13 protein-coding genes and 1 riboswitch are annotated in these 18018 nt (G+C 72.4%); of the genes, 5 read left to right on the top strand and 8 right to left on the bottom strand.

Translation table 11 applies throughout. The features are described 5' to 3' along the window. Positions 1–12: 12 nt before the first annotated feature. A complete protein-coding gene (locus tag VTA80_RS18970) occupies positions 13–681 on the bottom strand; it encodes a hypothetical protein (protein ID WP_407342632.1) in 669 nt (222 codons plus the stop codon). Continuing rightward, a complete protein-coding gene (locus tag VTA80_RS18965) occupies positions 678–1946 on the bottom strand; it encodes an anaerobic sulfatase maturase (RefSeq protein ID WP_407342631.1) in 1269 nt (422 codons plus the stop codon). Before VTA80_RS18965 ends, VTA80_RS18970 begins: the two co-directional genes overlap by 4 nt. A 158-nt stretch (positions 1947–2104) precedes the next feature. Between VTA80_RS18965 and VTA80_RS18960 the strand changes: the two genes are divergently transcribed. Beyond that, complete coding sequence (locus VTA80_RS18960; protein WP_407342630.1) at positions 2105–3802, top strand: SulP family inorganic anion transporter; 1698 nt, start codon at positions 2105–2107, stop codon at positions 3800–3802. A gap of 54 nt (positions 3803–3856) precedes the next feature. Here VTA80_RS18960 and VTA80_RS18955 read toward each other — a convergent pair whose 3' ends face one another. After that, complete coding sequence (locus tag VTA80_RS18955; RefSeq protein WP_407342629.1) at positions 3857–4372, bottom strand: hypothetical protein; 516 nt, start codon at positions 4370–4372, stop codon at positions 3857–3859. 176 nt (positions 4373–4548) lie between these two features. Between VTA80_RS18955 and VTA80_RS18950 the strand changes: the two genes are divergently transcribed. The 3 genes from VTA80_RS18950 to VTA80_RS18940 all read left to right on the top strand — a co-directional run bounded on the left by VTA80_RS18950 (position 4549) and on the right by VTA80_RS18940 (position 7881). Continuing rightward, a complete protein-coding gene (locus VTA80_RS18950; RefSeq protein WP_407342628.1) occupies positions 4549–5298 on the top strand; it encodes an ABC transporter permease in 750 nt (249 codons plus the stop codon). A gap of 225 nt (positions 5299–5523) precedes the next feature. Next, the gene (locus VTA80_RS18945; protein WP_407342627.1) at positions 5524–6996 is read left to right on the top strand and encodes a glutamate synthase subunit beta; all 1473 of its coding nucleotides are present in this window, start codon (positions 5524–5526) and stop codon (positions 6994–6996) included. 39 nt (positions 6997–7035) lie between these two features. Continuing rightward, positions 7036–7881, top strand: a complete 846-nt coding sequence (locus tag VTA80_RS18940) for a methyltransferase domain-containing protein (protein ID WP_407342626.1) — start codon at positions 7036–7038, stop codon at positions 7879–7881. Here the strand turns inward: VTA80_RS18940 and nhaA are convergent. From nhaA to VTA80_RS18920, 4 genes are read right to left on the bottom strand one after another with little or no spacing between them, the layout of a single operon-like run. Continuing rightward, positions 7862–9787, bottom strand: coding sequence for a Na+/H+ antiporter NhaA (nhaA, locus tag VTA80_RS18935; RefSeq protein ID WP_407342625.1), 1926 nt, complete (start codon positions 9785–9787; stop codon positions 7862–7864). The two genes, VTA80_RS18940 and nhaA, sit on opposite strands and share 20 nt — an antisense overlap. 40 nt (positions 9788–9827) lie before the next feature. Then, entirely contained in the window at positions 9828–10631 is an 804-nt protein-coding gene (locus VTA80_RS18930) for an energy-coupling factor transporter transmembrane component T family protein (RefSeq protein WP_407342624.1), read from the bottom strand. Continuing rightward, on the bottom strand, positions 10628–12322 hold the full coding sequence (locus tag VTA80_RS18925) for an ATP-binding cassette domain-containing protein (protein ID WP_407342623.1): 1695 nt from the start codon (positions 12320–12322) through the stop codon (positions 10628–10630). Before VTA80_RS18925 ends, VTA80_RS18930 begins: the two co-directional genes overlap by 4 nt. After that, a complete protein-coding gene (locus VTA80_RS18920) occupies positions 12306–13043 on the bottom strand; it encodes an ECF transporter S component (RefSeq protein ID WP_407342622.1) in 738 nt (245 codons plus the stop codon). Before VTA80_RS18920 ends, VTA80_RS18925 begins: the two co-directional genes overlap by 17 nt. Before the next feature lie 196 nt (positions 13044–13239). Then, a riboswitch (TPP riboswitch) is annotated at positions 13240–13344 on the bottom strand. A gap of 271 nt (positions 13345–13615) precedes the next feature. Between VTA80_RS18920 and VTA80_RS18915 the strand changes: the two genes are divergently transcribed. Continuing rightward, positions 13616–16213, top strand: coding sequence for a cation-translocating P-type ATPase (locus VTA80_RS18915; RefSeq protein ID WP_407342621.1), 2598 nt, complete (start codon positions 13616–13618; stop codon positions 16211–16213). A 33-nt stretch (positions 16214–16246) separates the two neighbouring features. Here VTA80_RS18915 and malQ read toward each other — a convergent pair whose 3' ends face one another. Continuing rightward, positions 16247–17764, bottom strand: coding sequence for a 4-alpha-glucanotransferase (malQ, locus tag VTA80_RS18910; RefSeq protein ID WP_407342620.1), 1518 nt, complete (start codon positions 17762–17764; stop codon positions 16247–16249). Positions 17765–18018 lie beyond the last annotated feature (254 nt).

Below are 18018 nucleotides of genomic sequence, written 5' to 3'. Positions count from 1 at the left end.
ACCGGCCGAGCCTCATCCTCTGGGGGTGATCACCCCGGGCGGGCGAGGACGAGTCACCAGGATCGCGACGCTCACCACCAGCACCCACGTGGGGAAGGCGAGCTCGGTCCACGACCGCCCGCTCGTGGCCACCAGCAGCAGGAGCGCGACGGGAAGGCCCGAGGCCGCGACCCAGCGCGGGAGCGCAGCGGTGCGGAACGCCACCGTGCTCACGGACAGCGTGAACACGGCCGCCATCCGCATCGAGTACACCGACACGAGGGCACGCGCCGCACCCCCGCCGAAGGCCCAGATCCCGGGGTCGAGCGGGGGGTCGGCGAGCATCTCGAGCAGGCTCGCTGAGAGAACGGCACCCTGGAACAGGGTCGCAAGGAAGAGCAGTCCGCTGCCGAGAAACACCGTCGAGAACAGGCGGTCCTCGACGTCGCCGAGCTGATCGCGAACGACGCCGATGAACCACAGGAAAGCAATCCCCGCGAACGGCACGAAATTCAGGCTGATCCGCGCCAGGGCCTGCCGCTCAGGGTCGGAACCGATCGACGCGACCTCGCCGCCGGCCAGCGCAAGGCGCATCATCACCAGCGCGCCCATCAGGAGCAGCGCAAAAGCGATGCCCGCCACCGCCGCCGAACGCCGGCTGCGCCACCGCCGGACGGTGATCACGGGAGCGGTCCCGGTCATGGGGAAGCAAGACGCTCGTCGTTGCGGCGATACCAGGCCATGACCGCATCGGCGTCGCCGCCGGAACGCAGGGCCGCCGCCATCACGCGCATGGGTCGGTCGACATGGCGGAAGTACTGCTGATAGCTCGCGCACAGGTAGTGCAAGCCGGGTTCGCCGTCGGGCGTGAGCGTGAACCGGTCCTTCGGACAGCCGCCGTGGCACGCGAACCGTACGTCGCACCCCCGGCAGTACGCCGGCAGGCTGTCCCGTTTGGCCTCGCCGAACGCCCGCTGCTGCGGTGACGCCACGAGCTCGAGCAGGTGGCGCTCGCCGATGTTGCCGAGCAGGTGATCGGGCTCGACGAAGTGGTCGCACGAGTAGACGTCCCCCGTGTGCTCCAGGGCCAAGGCCGTCCCACAGGTCTCGGAGTGCACGCAGAGCGACCCAGGAGCACCGGCAAAGCTCGCCAGGGTCGAGTCGAACATCTGCACGAACACGTCGCCGACGTCGCGGCGGACCCATTCCTCGAACACCTCGACCAGGAACCGCCCGTACCCGGCCGGCGACACGGAGCGGTCCGTGACCTCGTCCCCCACGGGGATCCCGCCCGGAGAGGGGCGCTCGACGATCGGGATGAACTGGATGAACTGGGCCCCCAGGTCGTCGCGCAGGAAGCGGTACACCTCCAGGCCGCTGTCCTCGTTCGCACGGTGCACCGTGGTCAGCACGTTCCAGCGGACGCGATGCGCCTTGAGCCGGTCGAGCCCGCGGATCACGCGGTCGTAGGTCGGCTTGCCCCCCTTGTCCACCCGATAGGCGTCGTGCACCGCGCGCGGCCCGTCGATCGAGATGCCGACCAGGAAGTCGTGCTCGGCCAGGAAGTCCGCCCACTCGTCCGTGATGAGGGTGCCGTTCGTCTGGATCGTGTGCTCGACCCGCTGCCCTGGCTGGGCCAGCTCGGTGACCAGGTCCATCGCGCGGCGGAAGAAGTCCAGCCCCATCAGGGTCGGCTCCCCGCCCTGCCAGGCGACCGTCACCTCGGGCGATCGATGGGACTCCAAGAGCTGGCGCAGGTACTCCCGCAGCAGCTCGTCGGTCATCCGGAACGTGCTGCCCGGGTAGAGCTCCTCCTTGGACAGGAAGAAGCAGTACGAGCAGTCGAGGTTGCAGATGGCCCCGGCCGGCTTGGCGAGCAGATGGAACGACGCCGGCGCCCCCGGCACCGCCCCGGGCCGCTGCGGCGAGCCACCCACGTGCGGAAACCCCAGGTCGACGTTGGTCACCGGACCCAGTGTTCGGGGGCAGGCAGGGCCGTGCCTCACCCCTGGCAGGTGACGCGAGTGCGGGTCGAGCGCGTCAGCCTTGCCCTGTTACGCGCCCGCACGCGCCGATCGGAGGCCTCCCGGGCCCGCACGACCCGAACGACCGAGGAGGTCGGCTCATGGCAATGCACCTCAAGGAGCTCCTGCCCGTCTCGCTCCGCTCGTACCAGCGATCGTGGCTCGTGACCGACCTTGTGGCCGGCGCCACGCTCTCCGCCGTGGCCATCCCCGAGACCATGGGCTACACCTCGATCGCCCAGACCCCGATCGTCACCGGCCTGTACACCGTCATCTTCCCCACGATCCTCTTCGCGCTGCTCGGCTCGTCCCGGCTCCTGGTGGTGGGCGCCGACTCCGCGACGGCCGCGATCCTCGCGGCCGGCCTCGGGGGTGCCGCCATCGCCGGCGTGACCCCGAACTCACCCGAGTGGCTCGCGTACACGAGCTTCATCGCCCTGCTGTGCGCGGGCATGCTGCTCCTGGCGCGCGTGCTGCGGCTGGGGTTTCTCGGTGACTTCCTGTCGGCATCGGTCCTGATCGGGTTCCTGACCGGGGTGGGCGTGCAGGTCTTCACCGGGCAGCTCCCGGGCATGCTCGGCATCCCCAAGGGCTCCGGGAACTGGCTCTCCCAGCAGTGGCACCTGATCACGAACCTCGACCAGGTGGACTGGCCGACGACGGCGTTCGCGGCCGCCACCCTGGTGATCATCCTGGGATTCAAGCGCTTCGCCCCGCGGATCCCGGGGGCGATCGTGGCCGTGGTGCTCCTGATCGCGGTGTCGACGGCCATCTCGGCCTCCTCGCACGGGGTCGCCGTCGTCGGCGCGGTCACGGGGGGCTTTCCTCCGATCGGCCTGCCGCAAGGCATCAGCACCAGCAACCTGGCCTCGTGCGCCACGATCGCGTTCTCCTGCTTCATCCTGATCATCGCGCAGAGCGCGGCGACCTCCCGCAGCTTCGCCATGAAACACGGCCAGAAGGTGGACGTGAACCGCGACATCGTGGGGCTCGCCGGCGCGAACCTGGCGGCCGGGCTGTCGGGCACCTTCGTGGTCAACGGCAGTCCGACGAAGACCCAGATCCTCGACGAGCAGAAGGGCCGGACCCAGGTGGCGAACCTGACCATGTCCGGCGTCGTCCTGCTGGTCGTGCTCTTCTTCACCACCGTGCTGACCGACATGCCCACTGCCGTCCTGGCCGCCATCGTCTTCCTGATCGGCGTCGACCTCATCGATGTGCGCGGACTTCGCCGGATCGCCCGTCGCCGTCGGAGCGAGTTCGTCATCGCCGTGCTGACCGCCGTCGTGGTCTGCGCGGTCGGTGTCGAGCAGGGCATCATCCTCGCGATCGTCGTGTCGATCCTCGAGGTCATCCGGCGCCACTACGAGCCGAAGAACTACGTCGTCACGTTCTCGCCGACCGGCCAGGAGACATTCACGGGAGCGGATTCCGGGCACCAGAGCGCACCGGGGCTGATCGTCTTCCGGTACGACTCCGACCTGTTCTACGCCAATGCCAACCGGTTCATCGACGATGTCGAGCGGCTGATCGACTCCGCCCCTGATCCCGTCCGGTGGCTCATCCTCGATGCCAAGTCCATCGACGACATCGACTACTCGGCCGGGGTCGCCATCTCGGGGCTCCTCGACTTCCTCGCAGCCCGGCAGGTCACGTTCGCCCTGGCAGGCGCGGACACCGCTCTCGTCGACACGCTGCAGTCGTATGACCTCGTGGACCGGATCCCTGCGGACCACCGCTTCGCCGGCCTCTCGGAGGCGGTCGACGCCTTCCGGAACGCCCCGGCCCCGCACCCCTGACCCGTCCAGGGTCGCCCCGGGGCGAAAGCACGACGGTCGTGCACGGCGACGGGTTCAGCCATCCGCACCGTGCCCGCCGGAGCCGTGGTCGTCGACGATCACGGGCGCCGTCGCGGCGTCGACGCCCTTGTCATCGACGACGGTGGTCGGCGCAGCGGCATCCGTACCCCTGTCGTCACCGACGTCGTGCGTGGCCGGGTCATCGACCCCGTGGTCGTCACCCACGTCGTGCGTGGCCGCGTCATCGACCCCGTGGTCGTCACCCACGTCATGCGTGGCCGCGTCATCGACCTCGTGGTCGTCACCCACATCGTGCGTTGCCGGGTCATCGGCGCGGACGGCGAGGGTGTCGTCGAATCCGGCGTCGTCGGCGCCGTGATGCCCGGAGAGCTCGGCACCGCCGCGGTCGTCCACGACGTTCGTCGGGCTCGACGTCGGGCTCGCGAGGGAACTGGTCGGAGCGAGTGAATCGTCGGTCGTCGCGGCACTGTTCGCGACGACGGCGACCCCGGCACTGGTGAGCAGCGCGGCGGCTGCGAAAGCGATGGACGAACGACGGTTCCACTTCATGGTGGCTCCCAGGTCTGGTGCCTTCAACGCGACTCTCGCGTCGATGCCCACGTTCGCGCTGCGTACGTGAGGAGGAAGGGAATTCTTCGCTAAGGCTTGGCTAAGGATTTCCTGTGAGCTTCCGGTGGGGTGACGCGAGAGCCGGCCCCCCGAAGCACCTCGTTACCCTGACCGTCGTGACCGGCCCGACTGCATTCATCCCGACGCTCGTGGGCGTCGTGCTCCTCATGACCCTCACCGTGGTGGTGCTCGGGGTCTCGCGCGCGCCGCACCGGTTCGCGCCCGCCGTCGCGATCGTCCGCGGGACGGCGCAGCTGGCCGTCATCAGCCTCATCCTCAGCTCGGTGATCACGAGCGCGGTGTGGGTCGGCTGCGCGCTGCTGGTGATGTTCTCGGTCGCCGCCGTGACCGCTGCGCGCCGGATCGGCTGGAGCTGGCGCCACCTCGCGCTCGTGAGCGGCGGCATGGCGGGCGGCATCGCGGCCACCTTGCTGATCGTCTTCACGACCGGCGCGATCGCGTTCTCGCCGCGGTACGCGCTCGCCATCGGGGGCATCGTGATCGGCAACGCCATGATGATCGCGACTCTCGCGGGACGCCGGTTCACCAGCTCGGTCGACGAACGGTGGGACCAGGTGGAGGCCTGGCTCGCCCTGGGCGCGACGCCGCGGCAGTCGACCGCCGACCTCGCCCGCACGGCGGTCTACGCCGCGCTGATCCCGTCCACCGACCAGACCAAGACCACCGGGCTGGTGACGCTGCCCGGCGCATTCGTGGGAGCGATCTTCGGCGGCGTCTCACCGCTCGCGGCGGGCGCGTTCCAGATCACCGTGCTCGCGTCGGTCATGGCGGCCGGCTCGATCACCGCGGTCGTCGTCATCCGGGCACTCGCGCCGGTGCGCGTACGCCCGGGCGCCCTCCGGTAGTGGCCCTCGTCCGGCGGCGGTCTGCCCCAGAGGTCACGATCGGCCCCAAGAAATGGGCCTACGCTTGACACCGATCCGCGCAGACCTCAGCGCGGCACAACCCCGAACACCGATCGCCCTCGCCGACGCGCACCCCAGCGCCCGCGGGGCGACCATCCGTGCCGGGGTCGACCTGATCGACCCAGCGGGCGCGCGGTGCGCAGACCCTGAACCTGGAGGTAGGACGTGGCTGACCCCCGCGGCTTCTTGACGACGCGCGAGCGTGAGCTACCGACCGACCGCCCGGTGGCCGTACGCATCCTCGACTGGCGTGAGGTGCACCAGCATCGCGCCGGCAACCCCGACGACCTCGCCATGCTCGGTCGGCAGGCGGGTCGCTGCATGGACTGCGGGATCCCGTTCTGCCACAGCGGGTGCCCGCTCGGGAACCTCGTGCCCGAGTGGAACGACCTCGTGTGGCGCGGGCAGTGGGCCGACGCGGCCGAACGGTTGCACGCGACCAACAACTTCCCCGAGTTCACCGGGCGGCTGTGCCCGGCCCCGTGCGAGTCGAGCTGCGTGCTCGGTATCAACTCACCGCCGATCACCATCAAGAACGTCGAGGTCTCGATCATCGACGAGGCGTATGCCCGCGGGCTGGTGGTTCCTCAGATCCCGCAGTGGCTGACCGGCAAGTCCGTCGCCGTCGTGGGTTCTGGACCTGCCGGGCTCGCCGCGGCGCAACAGCTGACGCGGGCTGGTCACACCGTGGCCGTCTACGAGCGTGCGGACCACATCGGCGGCCTGCTGCGCTACGGCATCCCTGAGTTCAAGATGGAGAAGCGCCACATCGACCGCCGCCTCGAGCAGATGGAGGCCGAGGGCACGCGCTTTCGCCCCTCGGTCGACGTCGGCCATGACCTGACCGGCCAGGACCTGCGCGACCGCTACGACGCGATCGTGCTCGCGGTGGGCTCGACGACCCCCCGCGACCTGCCCGTGACCGGTCGCGACGTCGGCGGGGTGCTGCAGGCGATGGCCTACCTGCCCCCGGCCAACCGCGCGGCCGTGGGCAGCGCGGCCGACGACCAGGTCGTCGCGGAGGGCAAGGACGTCATCGTCATCGGCGGTGGTGACACCGGGGCTGACTGCGTCGGCACCGCGGTGCGCCAAGGTGCTCGCTCCGTGACCCAGCTCGAGATCATGCCGCGCCCGCCGCAGGACCGGCCCGCGGCCCAGCCCTGGCCGACCTACCCAACGATCTTCAAGATCGCGAGCGCGCACGAAGAGGGCGGCGACCGTGTCTTCGCGGTGAGCACCCAGGAGTTCTGCGCGGACGAGTCCGGCAACGTGCGCGCGCTGCGCCTGGTCGACGTCGAGATGGTCGGCGGTCGGCCGCAACCGGTCGCCGGGACCGAGCGCGAGGTTCCTGCGCAGCTCGTGCTCCTCGCGATGGGCTTCACCGGACCCGAGCAGGGCACCCTGCTCGACCAGCTCGGCCTCGAGGTCACGCCGCGCGGAGTCATCGTGCGCACGGACGACTTTGCGACGACGGTCCCCGGTGTGTTCGTGGCGGGCGACGCGGGCCGGGGGCAGTCCCTGATCGTGTGGGCGATCGCCGAAGGCCGCGCGGCCGCTGCGGCGGTCGACACCTACCTCTCAGGGAGCACCGAGCTTCCGGCACCGGTCACGGCGAGCACGGTGTCGCTGCGGCCCTAGCCCCTTCCCCTGCCGACCTCCGGCCACCAAGATGGCCCGATGGATCCTCGTGAGGCAGCCCGGCGCAGCGCCCAGGTAGCGGCCGTCTTCAACACGGTCTCGGACACGTACGACGCCGTCGGGGTCCCCTGGTTCGAACCCATCGCCCAGGGCCTCGTGGCCGAGGTCGCACCGGCCCCGGGCGAGCGGGCGGTCGACCTCGGGACCGGCCGCGGCGCGGCCCTGTGGCCCCTCGCGCGCGCCGTCGGCGCCACGGGTCACGTGACCGGGCTGGACCTCGCCGACCAGATGATCGCGGCCACGCGCGCCGACGCGCTCGAGCGGGGCCTGACGACCGTCGACCTGGTGGTCGCGGACGCGGCGAACCCGGAGCTGCCCGACGCCGGCTTCGACCTGGCCGTCGCGTCGCTCGTGCTCTTCTTCCTGCCCGACCCGGCCGCGGCGCTTCGCACGTGGCACCGCCTGCTGGTGCCCGGCGGTCGCCTCGGGGTCTCCACGTTCGGGCCGCGGGGCGCGGTGTGGGAGGACCTCGACGCCGTCTTCACCCCCTACCTGCCCCCCGGCATGCTCGACGCACGGACGAGCGGAACCCGCGGGCCGTTCGCGAGCGATGCCGCACTCGAGGACCTGATCGCCGACGCGGGGTTCACCCGCGTGCGGACCGCGCGCCTCGAGCTGTCGGTGCGGTTCGCGGACGTCGCGCAGTGGTACCGGTGGTCGACGTCGCACGGGCAGCGGATGTTCTGGGAGGCCGTCCCCGCAGACCGACGCGACGAGGTGCTCGCCGCCTCCGCCGAACGGCTCGAGGCTGCGCGCGACGGTGACGGCTTCACGCTCACCCAGCAGGTGCGCTACACGGTGGCCGCTACCCCGCGGTCGGCGTGACCTCTGCTTGGGCCCGCGCGAGCCGAACGGCGTCGGACAACGTGTCGATGTCGTAGGCGCCGTGGTGGCGCCGGCCGTTGAGGAAGAACGTGGGCGTCCCCGAGACGCCGCTGAGGTCGGCGCTCTCGAGGTCCTGGGCGACCCGGGCGGCCCCGACGTGGCGGCGCAGGTCGGCGGCGAAACGGTCGACGTCGAGCCCGAGCTCGTCGGCATACCGCACCAGATCGGGGGTCAGGAGAGCACCCTGGTGCGCGAGCAGCAGGTCGTGCATCGCCCAGAAGGAACCCTGGCGCGCTGCCGCCTCGGCGGCTTCCGCGGCGGCCTGGGCGCGGGGGTGCACGTCGTGGAGCGGGAGGTGGCGCCACACGTAGCGGATGTCCCCGAAGTCGGCAAGCAGCTCGCGGACCACGGGCTCGGCCTGCCCGCAGTTGGGGCACTCGAAGTCGCCGTACTCGACGAGGGTGACGGGCGCGTCGCTCGGCCCGCGCACGTGGTCGCGGTCGGGGTGGACCGGGTCGGTGAGATCGACGATCGACTCGGCGGAACCGAGCAGCACCCGCGCGCGCCGCGCCACCGGCAGCGCCGCCGTGATGCGGAAGAGCACCCAGGTCACGCCGGCGGCACCCAGCGCGGCCGTGAGGATGCCCAGCTTGGCCTCCTCGAGGTCGCGACCGTCGAACGCGAGCGTCGCGATGAGCAGGCTCACGGTGAAGCCGATACCGGCGATCGTGCCACCGCCCGCCACCGCGGCCCAGCCCACCGGCGGGCGCAGTCGCCCTCCGGTCACCCGCGTGACGAGCCACGAGCCGGCCAGGATTCCCACCGGCTTGCCCAGGACGTAGGCCACGATGATGCCCAGCGTGATCGGCGACCGGTAGGCGCGCGCCAGGAAGTCACCCTCGATCGGGATCCCGACGTTGGCGAGCGCGAACAGCGGCACGATCACGTAGCTCGTCCACGGATGGAACGCGTCCTGGAGCCGCTCGTTGGGTGAGACGGCCTGCCGCAGACCGACCTGGGCCGACCGGGCGAGCTCGGGCGTCGGCTGCTCCCGGAAGTCGCGGAACCGGTCGGTCGCGCGGGCGAGGTCGTCCCGACCGGCCGGGCTCGCGTACGTGAGCAGCCCCATCGCCAGCCCGACGACGACCGGATCGACCCCCGAATTGAGCAGCGCGACCCACGTCGCCACGCCGACGACGAGATAGACGAGCCCCTGGCGCACGTGCAGCCGGCTCAGCACGAGGATGGCGCCGAACAGCGCGAAGGCCACGAGGAGCGGCACGAGGCGCAGCTCGCTCGTGTAGACGGTCGCGATCACGACCAGCGCGACGACGTCGTCGACCACCACGACCGTCAGGAGGAACGCGCGCAGCCGTTCCGGGAACCGCGGGCCGATCAGGGCGAGCATCCCCAGGGCGAACGCGGTGTCCGTCGACATCGCCACGCCCCAGCCGCTCGCGGCGGGCTCGCCCGCGTTGACGGCCACGTACAGCGCGGCCGCGAGCGCCATGCCGGCGATCCCGGCCGTCACCGGCAGGATCATCCGGCGCCGCTCGCGCAGCTCCCCCACGTCGAGCTCACGGCGCGCCTCGAGGCCCACGACGAAGAAGAAGAACGTCATCAGGCCGCTGTTCACCCAGCCGACGAGGTCCAGGGTGACCGAGCTGCCACCGAGCTGGATCGACAGCTCGGTACGCCACACGGACTCGTAGGAGGCGCCGGCGACGTTCGCCCAGATCAGCGCGGCGACCGTGGCGGCGAGCAGGACGGCCGCGCTCCCGCTCTCCGTGCGCAGGAACCGGCCCAGCGGCGTCTCGGTCCGCACGGCCCGGTCGGAGCTGCCCGGAGGTCGGCGTGAGCCGGGCCGGGTCATCGAGGTCGGGCCGGTGTCCGAGGACGACGCCATGGCGGTGCTCCTTCGTGGTGTGGCCGCACAGTCTGGCGCATCAGGCGAGAACGAGGTGCCAGGTGCCCGCGAACAACCCGGCAGCGGTGGCCACGGTCACGATCGCGACACCGCCCGCCAGCACGGCGGCGTCCGACCACCGCAGCCGGCTCGGGCGGGCCCACGTCCGTCCCGGCAGCCCGAACCCGCGGGCTTCCATCGCCATGGACAGTCGGGTTCCGCGGCGGATCACGAGCACGAGCAGCGCGAGCACCTGGCCGACGGCGGTCCGCGCGCGCCCGAGCACGCCGCCGTCGCCGAGGCCGCGCGCGCGGCGGGCCGCACCGAGCGACTGCCACTCGGTGCCGATCAGCGCGAACAGCCGCATGGCGGCCAGCGCGGCGAGGACGAACCGGTGCGGAAGGCGCGCGACCTGCGCGAGCGCGTCCGCGAGATCGGTGGGGTCGGTCGTGGCGAGCAGCACGACCCCGGGCAGGCCGACGGACAGGATCCGCAGCATGATCGCGCACCCGGCGAGCAGCGATCCCTGCGTCACGGTGACCGGTCCGACCGCGAGCAGCACGGCCCCGGAGTCGACCCCGAGCCACGTGGTCACGATCCCGGCCGGGATCGCCCCCGCGAGAACGATCCAGCCGCGCCGCAGGAGGCCGCCGGCGCTCAGCCCGCACCAGGGCAGCACCGCCAGCTCGCACACGAGGGCGGTGCCCGCCGTGACGACATCCACCGTGAGCAGGAGCATCACGGAGATGAGCAGGGCGACCGCGAGCTTCGCGACCGGGTTGGCGCGCGCGACCGGCGCATCGGCGCGCACGTCGATACCGCCGCCGAGCTGGAGGAGGCTCACGCGGTCGCCCCCTGAACTCCAGGGACGACCAGTGCTTCGGGGACCACCGGTGCGGCCCGCCACGCGGGACCGGCCGCGTGGACGGCACCGCCGGACACGCAGAGCTCACGCCCGCGACCCTCCGCGAGGAAGGCGTCGACGAGCTCGCGATCGTGCGTCGCGCACACCAGCGCGGTACCGGCGGACAGCAGCTCGCGCAGCAGCTCGACGAGCTCGGCCCACGTCCGCGCATCCTGCCCGAACGTCGGTTCGTCGAGGATCAGCACCCGCGGCCGGGTCACCAGCGCGGTGGCCACCGACAGCCGGCGTTGCTCCCCGCCCGAGAGGGTGAAGGGGTTCGCGAGCGCGAGCCGGTCGAGCCGCAGCCGCAGCAGGACGTCGGCGATCCGGGCGGCAGCCTCGACCGCGGGGACGCCCGCGCGACGCGGGCCGACGGCGAGCTCGGCCTCGACCGTCGCGGCGACGAACTGGTGCTGCGGCTCCTGGAACACCATGCCGATCCGCGTGACGAGCTCGCGCGCCCGCCAGCGCACGGGGCTCGGCCCGGCACCCGCCGCGAGCGCGGGCAGCGCCTCGACCTCGCCGGCCGCGGGTGAGCTGAGACCGGCCAGCGCCAGCGCCAGCGTGGACTTGCCCGCGCCGTTCGGGCCGGTGAGGAACAGCGCCTCACCCGCCCGCACGTCGAGATCGACGTCGGACAGCACGGGCGGCGCCGTCGTCCGGCGCACCGCGAGCCCGCGCGCACGCAGCACCACCGCACGGTCCCCCGCCGCGGGCAGCGGGCGACGCCCGGACGCGGGCCGGTACCGCGGCGGCACCCAGACCCCCTGCCGGAACAGGGTTGGTCCCTGCTCGGTCAGCACCTCGCCGGCGGGTCCGTCCGCCATCACCCCGCCGCCGGGCTCCAGCACGACGATCCGGGTCACCAGGGGCAGCCACTGCGCCACGCGGTGCTCGACGACGAGGAGCGTGGCCGAGGGGACGCCGACCGCCCGGGCCGGGGCATCGACTCTCTCGACACCGCCTGGATCGCCGAGACCGGCACCCAGCAGGCTCGCGACGGACCCCACGAGCATCCGGGCCCCGTCCGGATCGATCATCGCCGTCGGCTCGTCGAGCAGGAGCAGACCCGGTCGCATCGCGACGACACCGGCCAGGGCGAGGCGCTGGCGCTCGCCGCCAGACAGTGCCGCCGTCGAGCGGGCGCGCCCGTGCGCGAACCCGACCGCCTGCAGCGCCGCGTCGACCCGCGGCCAGATCAGGTCGGCCGGCAACCCATGGTTCTCCAACCCGAAGGCGACGTCGTCCCCGCACCGCGAGAGCACCGTCTGGGCGTCAGGGTCCTGCAGCAGCAGACCGGTGCGGGAGCTGCCCGGCTCGGTGCCGCTGAGCCGGGCGAGGCGCGCGTCGAGGCCGCCGACGCACAGCTCGCCCGCTGCCTCGCCGGCGCCGTCGTCGAGCAAGCCGGCCGCCGCGGCGAGCAGGGTCGACTTGCCTGCGCCGCTGGCACCGAGCAGCAGCACGCGCTCGCCGGGCGCGATGTCCAGATCGACCCCCCGCAGCGCCCACGCCCTACGACCCGAATGACGCCAGCCCCACCCGCGGGCGGTCAACCCGACCGCACGCGGGGGGTTCGGCCCGGCGGCCGGCGCGAGCGGCCGGCGCGGGGCGCCGTCAGACGCGCTGCGCATCTCGGCCCGAGGCCAGCGAGGCCAGCGCCCCCGTCCGCGCGAGCGCCCGCGTCAGCGCCCACGACCCGATCCCCGCGATGACGATGCCCGACACGATGGTGGCCGCGATGTATGCCACCTTGAAGCCGGGCGAGAACTCCGGGTAGTAGACGAACGTGTCGAGCAGTCCGACGACGACGCCGGCCCCCGCGCCGCCACCGATCGCGGCCCCCAACCCGAAGCGCCGGTACAGCAGGATCGCGAAGACCACCTCCGGACCGAGCCCTTCGAGGAAGCCGTACCAGACCGTGGCGAACCCCCACTGGTTGCCGACCAGAGCCGAGACCACCGCGGCCACGAGCTCGGTGTACACCGCCGCACCGGGCTTGCGGATCACGAGCGCCCCGAGCACTCCGGGCACGAGCCAGATCCCGACGCCGAGCCCCGACGCCGGCGGGAAGGCGGCCAGCGGCGCCTTGAGGACCTCCCACGACAGGTTCCACAGCACGAACACGAAGCCGCCCGCGACCCCCAGGACCGAGGCGGTGACGACGTCGACGATCCGCCAGGGCTCGCGAGTCGTGGCCGTCCACCCGGCGAACCACAGCCCGCCGAGGCCGAGCAGGATCGCGACCGGGATGGTCAGGTCGGCGATCGGGACGCCGAACACCGCGGGCCCCGCCGGCAGCCCGACCGCCCAGACCGCAGCCGCCAGGACGAGCCCGATCACTGCCGGGGCCACGACCCGGGGCGTGACCACCCTGACAGCAGCCCCCCCGGGCACGTGCGGCGGTGGGGTGGTGCGCTCTGGCGGAGACGGCAGCTTCGCTGCAGATCGGTCCATGGTGTTCCTCCCGTAGTCACACGGGGAGGGCTGCGACGTGTGCACTTCCGGGCCGACGGCGACCGCGCCGACGACCGATGGGTGCCCCGGCTCGCGGCCGAGATTCCCGACTCCCTACGCCGGTGCAAACCGGATCAGGTTCGAGGGTCTGCGGTTGCCCGCACTCTCAGCGCCTGGTGGCGCTCCCCTGTCGTTCGTTGCCGAGATTACACCGGGACGGTGTCGATGCCCAGAACGATCGGACCGGGCGCACCAGGCGCCGGGGACAGCGGCCGGCGTCGGGGTCGAAGGTCCCGCAGATCGAATCGTTCTTGGTGGTTGTTTAGGACAGGAAGACAACCGCGCATCTGTTCGGTCGCCCGCGTGGCGTCCGGGTCCGCCGTTGTCAGGAAGCCCGCCATGCTCGCTCTGCCCGCCCTCCGCTCGTTCGAGCGGCCCTCCCGGCCGCGTCAGGGACGGGCGGTGACGCCGTGGTAGCCACCACCTCCACCGGCGATCGGGTCGCGTCGCCCCCGGTGCGCGCGGGCTTCACCGCCGCGGAGGCCGCCCGGCGGCTCGCCGCCGACGGGCCCAACCGCCTCCCCCCGCCCCGACGGCCGCACCCCCTGCTCGAGCTCGCCCGCCAGATGGTGAACTTCTTCGCCCTCATGCTCTGGGTCGCGGCAGTCCTGTCCTGGATCGCCGGCATGCCCGCGCTGGCGACCGCGATCGCCGTCGTGGTGCTGCTCAACGGGACCTTTGCGTTCGCGCAGGAGTACCGCGCCGACCGAGCCTCCGAGCGACTCGCCCACCTGCTTCCGGTCAAGGCCACGGTGCGCCGGGACGACCGGGCCCAGATCATCGACGCGGTGGAGCTCGTCGCGGGTGACCTCGTCCTGCTCGAGTCGGGCGACCGCGTGTGCGCCGACCTCGAGCTGGGCATGGACAGCGCCCTGAGCGTCGACGAGTCCATGCTGACCGGGGAGAGCGCGGCCTGCTCGCACGGCGCCGGCGACGCCGTCTTCGCAGGCACGTACGTCGTCGAAGGTCACGGCGAGGCGACCGTGCGCGCCACCGGGGCGAGCACGCGGCTCGCGGGGATCGCGGCCGTGACCCAGAGCGCCGTGCGCCCTCGCAGCCCGCTCGCGACCCAGCTGCATCGCGTCGTGCGGATGATCGCGCTGATCGCCATCGGGGTGGGCGTGGCCTTCTTCCTCACCTCGCTCCTGCTCGGGACCGCGCCGACCGACAGCTTCCTGCTGGCGATCGGGGTGACGGTCGCGCTGGTCCCCGAGGGGCTCCTGCCGACGGTCACGCTCTCGCTGTCCCGCGCCGCGCAGCACATGGCGGGCCGCCACGCCCTGGTCCGGCGGCTGGAGGCCGTCGAGACGCTCGGTTCGACGACGTTCATCTGCACCGACAAGACCGGGACCCTCACCCACAACCAGATGTCCGTCGTCGGGATCTGGACGCCGGCAGGCACGGTCCGGGTGAGCGGGCTGGGCTACGACCCGACGGCGACCCTCACCGGAGCCCCCGAGGCCGTGCTCGCCGTCCGCGCGGCCGCGGGCAGCGCCGCGCGCTGCTCGCCCGATGCCCGCGCCTCGCTCCAGGACGGCGCCTGGGTTCCCGTCGGCGACCCGATGGACGTCGCGCTGCACGTGCTCGCGACCCGAGCCGGATCGGCGCAGCCGCCCGTCCCCCTCGCTCGCCACGCGTTCGACCCCCGTCGCCGCCGTTCGTCGGTGATCGACGGCGACGGCGTGCACGTGGTCGGCGCCCCCGACTCGGTCATGCCGGTGTGCCTGGCTGTCCCCGCTGCCGCGCAGGTGGCCGTGGACGAGATGGCCGCCCGCGGACTTCGGGTCCTCGCCGTCGCGGCCAAGGCAACCGCGACGGAGGCGGGGACCGAGACCGCCGACGCCGAGAGTGACCTGACCCTGCTGGCCCTGCTCGGGCTCCAGGACCCGCCACGGGACGACGTCGCCGACGCGATCGCGTCGTGCCGCGCCGCCGGGATCCGGATCGCCATGATCACGGGCGACCACCCGGTGACCGCCGCGACGATCGCGCGCGAGGTCGGCCTCGTACGGGGTGAGGGCGTGATCCTGGAGGGCACCGACCTCCCGGCCGACGACGCGGCCCTCGGCGAGCTGCTCGACCGTGACGAGGTCGTCGTCGCGCGCGTGACACCGCAGGACAAGCTGCGGATCGCGCGCGCCCTGCAGCTGCGGGGACACGTCGTGGCCATGACGGGCGACGGCGTGAACGACGGGCCGGCGCTGCGCACCGCTGACATCGGCATCGCGATGGGCGCCTCGGGCACGGACGTGGCCCGCGAGGCGGCAGACCTGGTGCTGCTCGACGACCACTTCTCCACGATCGTGGCTGCCGTCGAGCTCGGTCGGGCGACGTTCGCGAACATCCGTCGATTCCTGACCTATCACCTGACCGACAACGTCGCGGAGCTCACCCCGTTCGCGGTGTGGGCGCTCTCCGGCGGCAGGATCCCCCTCGCGCTCACCGTCCTGCAGGTGCTCGCCCTGGACATCGGCACCGACCTGCTGCCGGCGCTCGCGCTCGGCGCGGAGCGGCCCGGTCCCCGCACGATGTCCGGGGCCGCCCGGCTCGGCTCCCTCATGGACGTGCGGGTGGTGCGCCGCGCGTTCGGTGTCCTGGGCCCGGCGGAGGCGCTGACCTCGATGGTCGGCTTCCTCGTCATCCTGCTGCGCGGGGGTTGGACCTTCGGCGCGACCCCCGCGCCCGAGCTGCTCGCGATGGCGTCCGGCACCGCGTTCGCGGCGATCGTGCTCGGTCAGCTGGCGAACGCGTTCGCGTGCCGCAGCGAGACCCGCTGGGTCGGTGCGACCGGGTTCACGGGCAACCCGCTCCTGCTCATCGCCGTGGCGGTCGAGCTGGCGATGCTGCTCGTGTTCGTCGGCGTCCCTCCCCTGGCCGGGCTGCTCGGGGGCACGTTCCCCGATGCGGCCGGCTGGGCGCTCGCCGCCCTCGCCATCCCGGTCGTGTGGGCGGCCGACTCGGCCGTCAAGGTGCTGCAAGCGGTCCGGGCCCGCCGTCGCGCGCGGTAAGGCCGCGACGGCGCGCTCGGCGGCCCGACGGGGTCAGGCTCGCAGCCGCCCGTACCGGACCGCCAGCCGGTGGACCGATTCGGCGAGCTCGGGGCTCTGCGCCGTGGGCGGCATCCGCCAGGACCAGTTCCCCACGAACGTCGACGGGTCGTTCATGCGGGCGCGGTCGTCGAGCACGAGGAGGTCCTGGATCGGGAAGATGGCGACGTCGGCGCGCGATCCCATGGCTGCCTCGATGAACGACCACACGACCCGACCCGGGTCGGCGTCGGCGTCGATCTGGTAGTAGCGAGCGACCTCGACCTTGTCGTCCCACGGCAGGGCGGCCCACCAGCCCGCGACGGTCTGGTTGTCGTGCGTACCGGTGTAGACGATGCACGAGGTCCCGAACGCGTGCGGCTGATGCGGGTTGTCGGGCGTCCCGTCGAAGCCGAACTGCAGGATCCGCATCCCGAACAGGCCGTTGTCGTCGCGCAGCCGGTGGACGTCGTCGTCCAGGGTGCCGAGGTCCTCGGCAACGAACGGCAGGCTCGGAAACGCCTCCCGGAGGCGATCGAGGAACAGCTGACCCGGACCCGGCACCCAGCGCCCGCCACGCGCGTCGACGGCGTCGGCCGGCACCTCCCAGTACGCGGCCAGCGCCCGGAAGTGGTCGATCCGGACGATGTCCGTGAGCTCGACGCACCGCCGCAGGCGATCGACCCACCACGAGAACCCGTCCTTCGCCATCTCGTCCCAGCGGTACAGCGGGTTCCCCCACAGCTGGCCGGTCTCGCTGAAGTAGTCCGGCGGGACGCCCGACTGGGTGGCCAGGCCGCCCTCGGCGTCGAGCTGGAACTGCTCGGCGTGCAGCCAGACGTCGGCGGAGTCGTGGTTGACGTAGATCGGGAGATCGCCGAGCACGCGGATCCCCTGCGCGTTCGCGTACTCCTTGAGCTCGGACCACTGCCGGTCGGCGAAGTAGAACAGGACCTCCCACTCCGAGATCCGCGCCGCCAGACGTCGCGCGGAATCCCGGATGGCGCGGCGGTTGCGGGTCCGCAACGACACCGGCCACTGCCACCACGGGGCGTCGTCGAACCGGGCCTTGAGCGCGAAGAAGTGCGCCGTGTCCGTGAGCCAGGCCGCTTCCTGGGCGCGGAACTCCTCGAACGCGGGCCGCCAGGGATGCGACGGGTCCGCCAGGAAGGCGTCGGCGGCCGCGAGCAGCTGCGGTCGCTTGGTCTCCTGCAGGTCGGCGAACGGCACGCGTGCGTCGATGACCTCCGCGTGCAGATCCGGGGCGGGCAGGAGGCCGGCGTCGTGCAGGTTCGCCAGGTCGACGAGCCAGGGGTTGCCGGCGAAGGCCGAGTAGCTGAAGTACGGGGAGTCGTACTGGCCGTTGCGGGTCAGCGGCAGGATCTGCCAGATCGAGGCCCCCGTGCTCGCAAGCCAGTCGACGAACGCGTAGGCCTCGGTGCCGAGCGTCCCGATGTCGTCATGCCCGGGCAGGCTCGAGGGGTGCAGCAGGATGCCGAACTGACGGCCGGTGAAGGGAGGGCTCACAGTCATGGCCCCATCTTGGCAGTGCCGCGACAGTGGTCGACCACACCCGGGACCAAAGGCCCGGTCACGTCGGGACGCCAGCGCGACCACGCGCACGGCGTCAGGCGGCAATCGTGCGAAGTGGGTCACACCCACGCTGGGGCAAAAGGGTTCTTCAATGGCCGTCTCGGGACCTAGTACCCAGAACCGGACCGTGGCCCACTGGTTCTCTGTGAGGACCTCAACCGACGGGTGCCATCAGGAAACCGTCTCTGCACCGC

This window comes from Pengzhenrongella phosphoraccumulans (assembly GCF_045689905.1).
Lineage (GTDB): Bacteria > Actinomycetota > Actinomycetes > Actinomycetales > Cellulomonadaceae > Pengzhenrongella > Pengzhenrongella phosphoraccumulans.
Note: the sequence above shows the minus strand (reverse complement) of the source record. Positions and strands in the feature narration are given on the sequence as shown.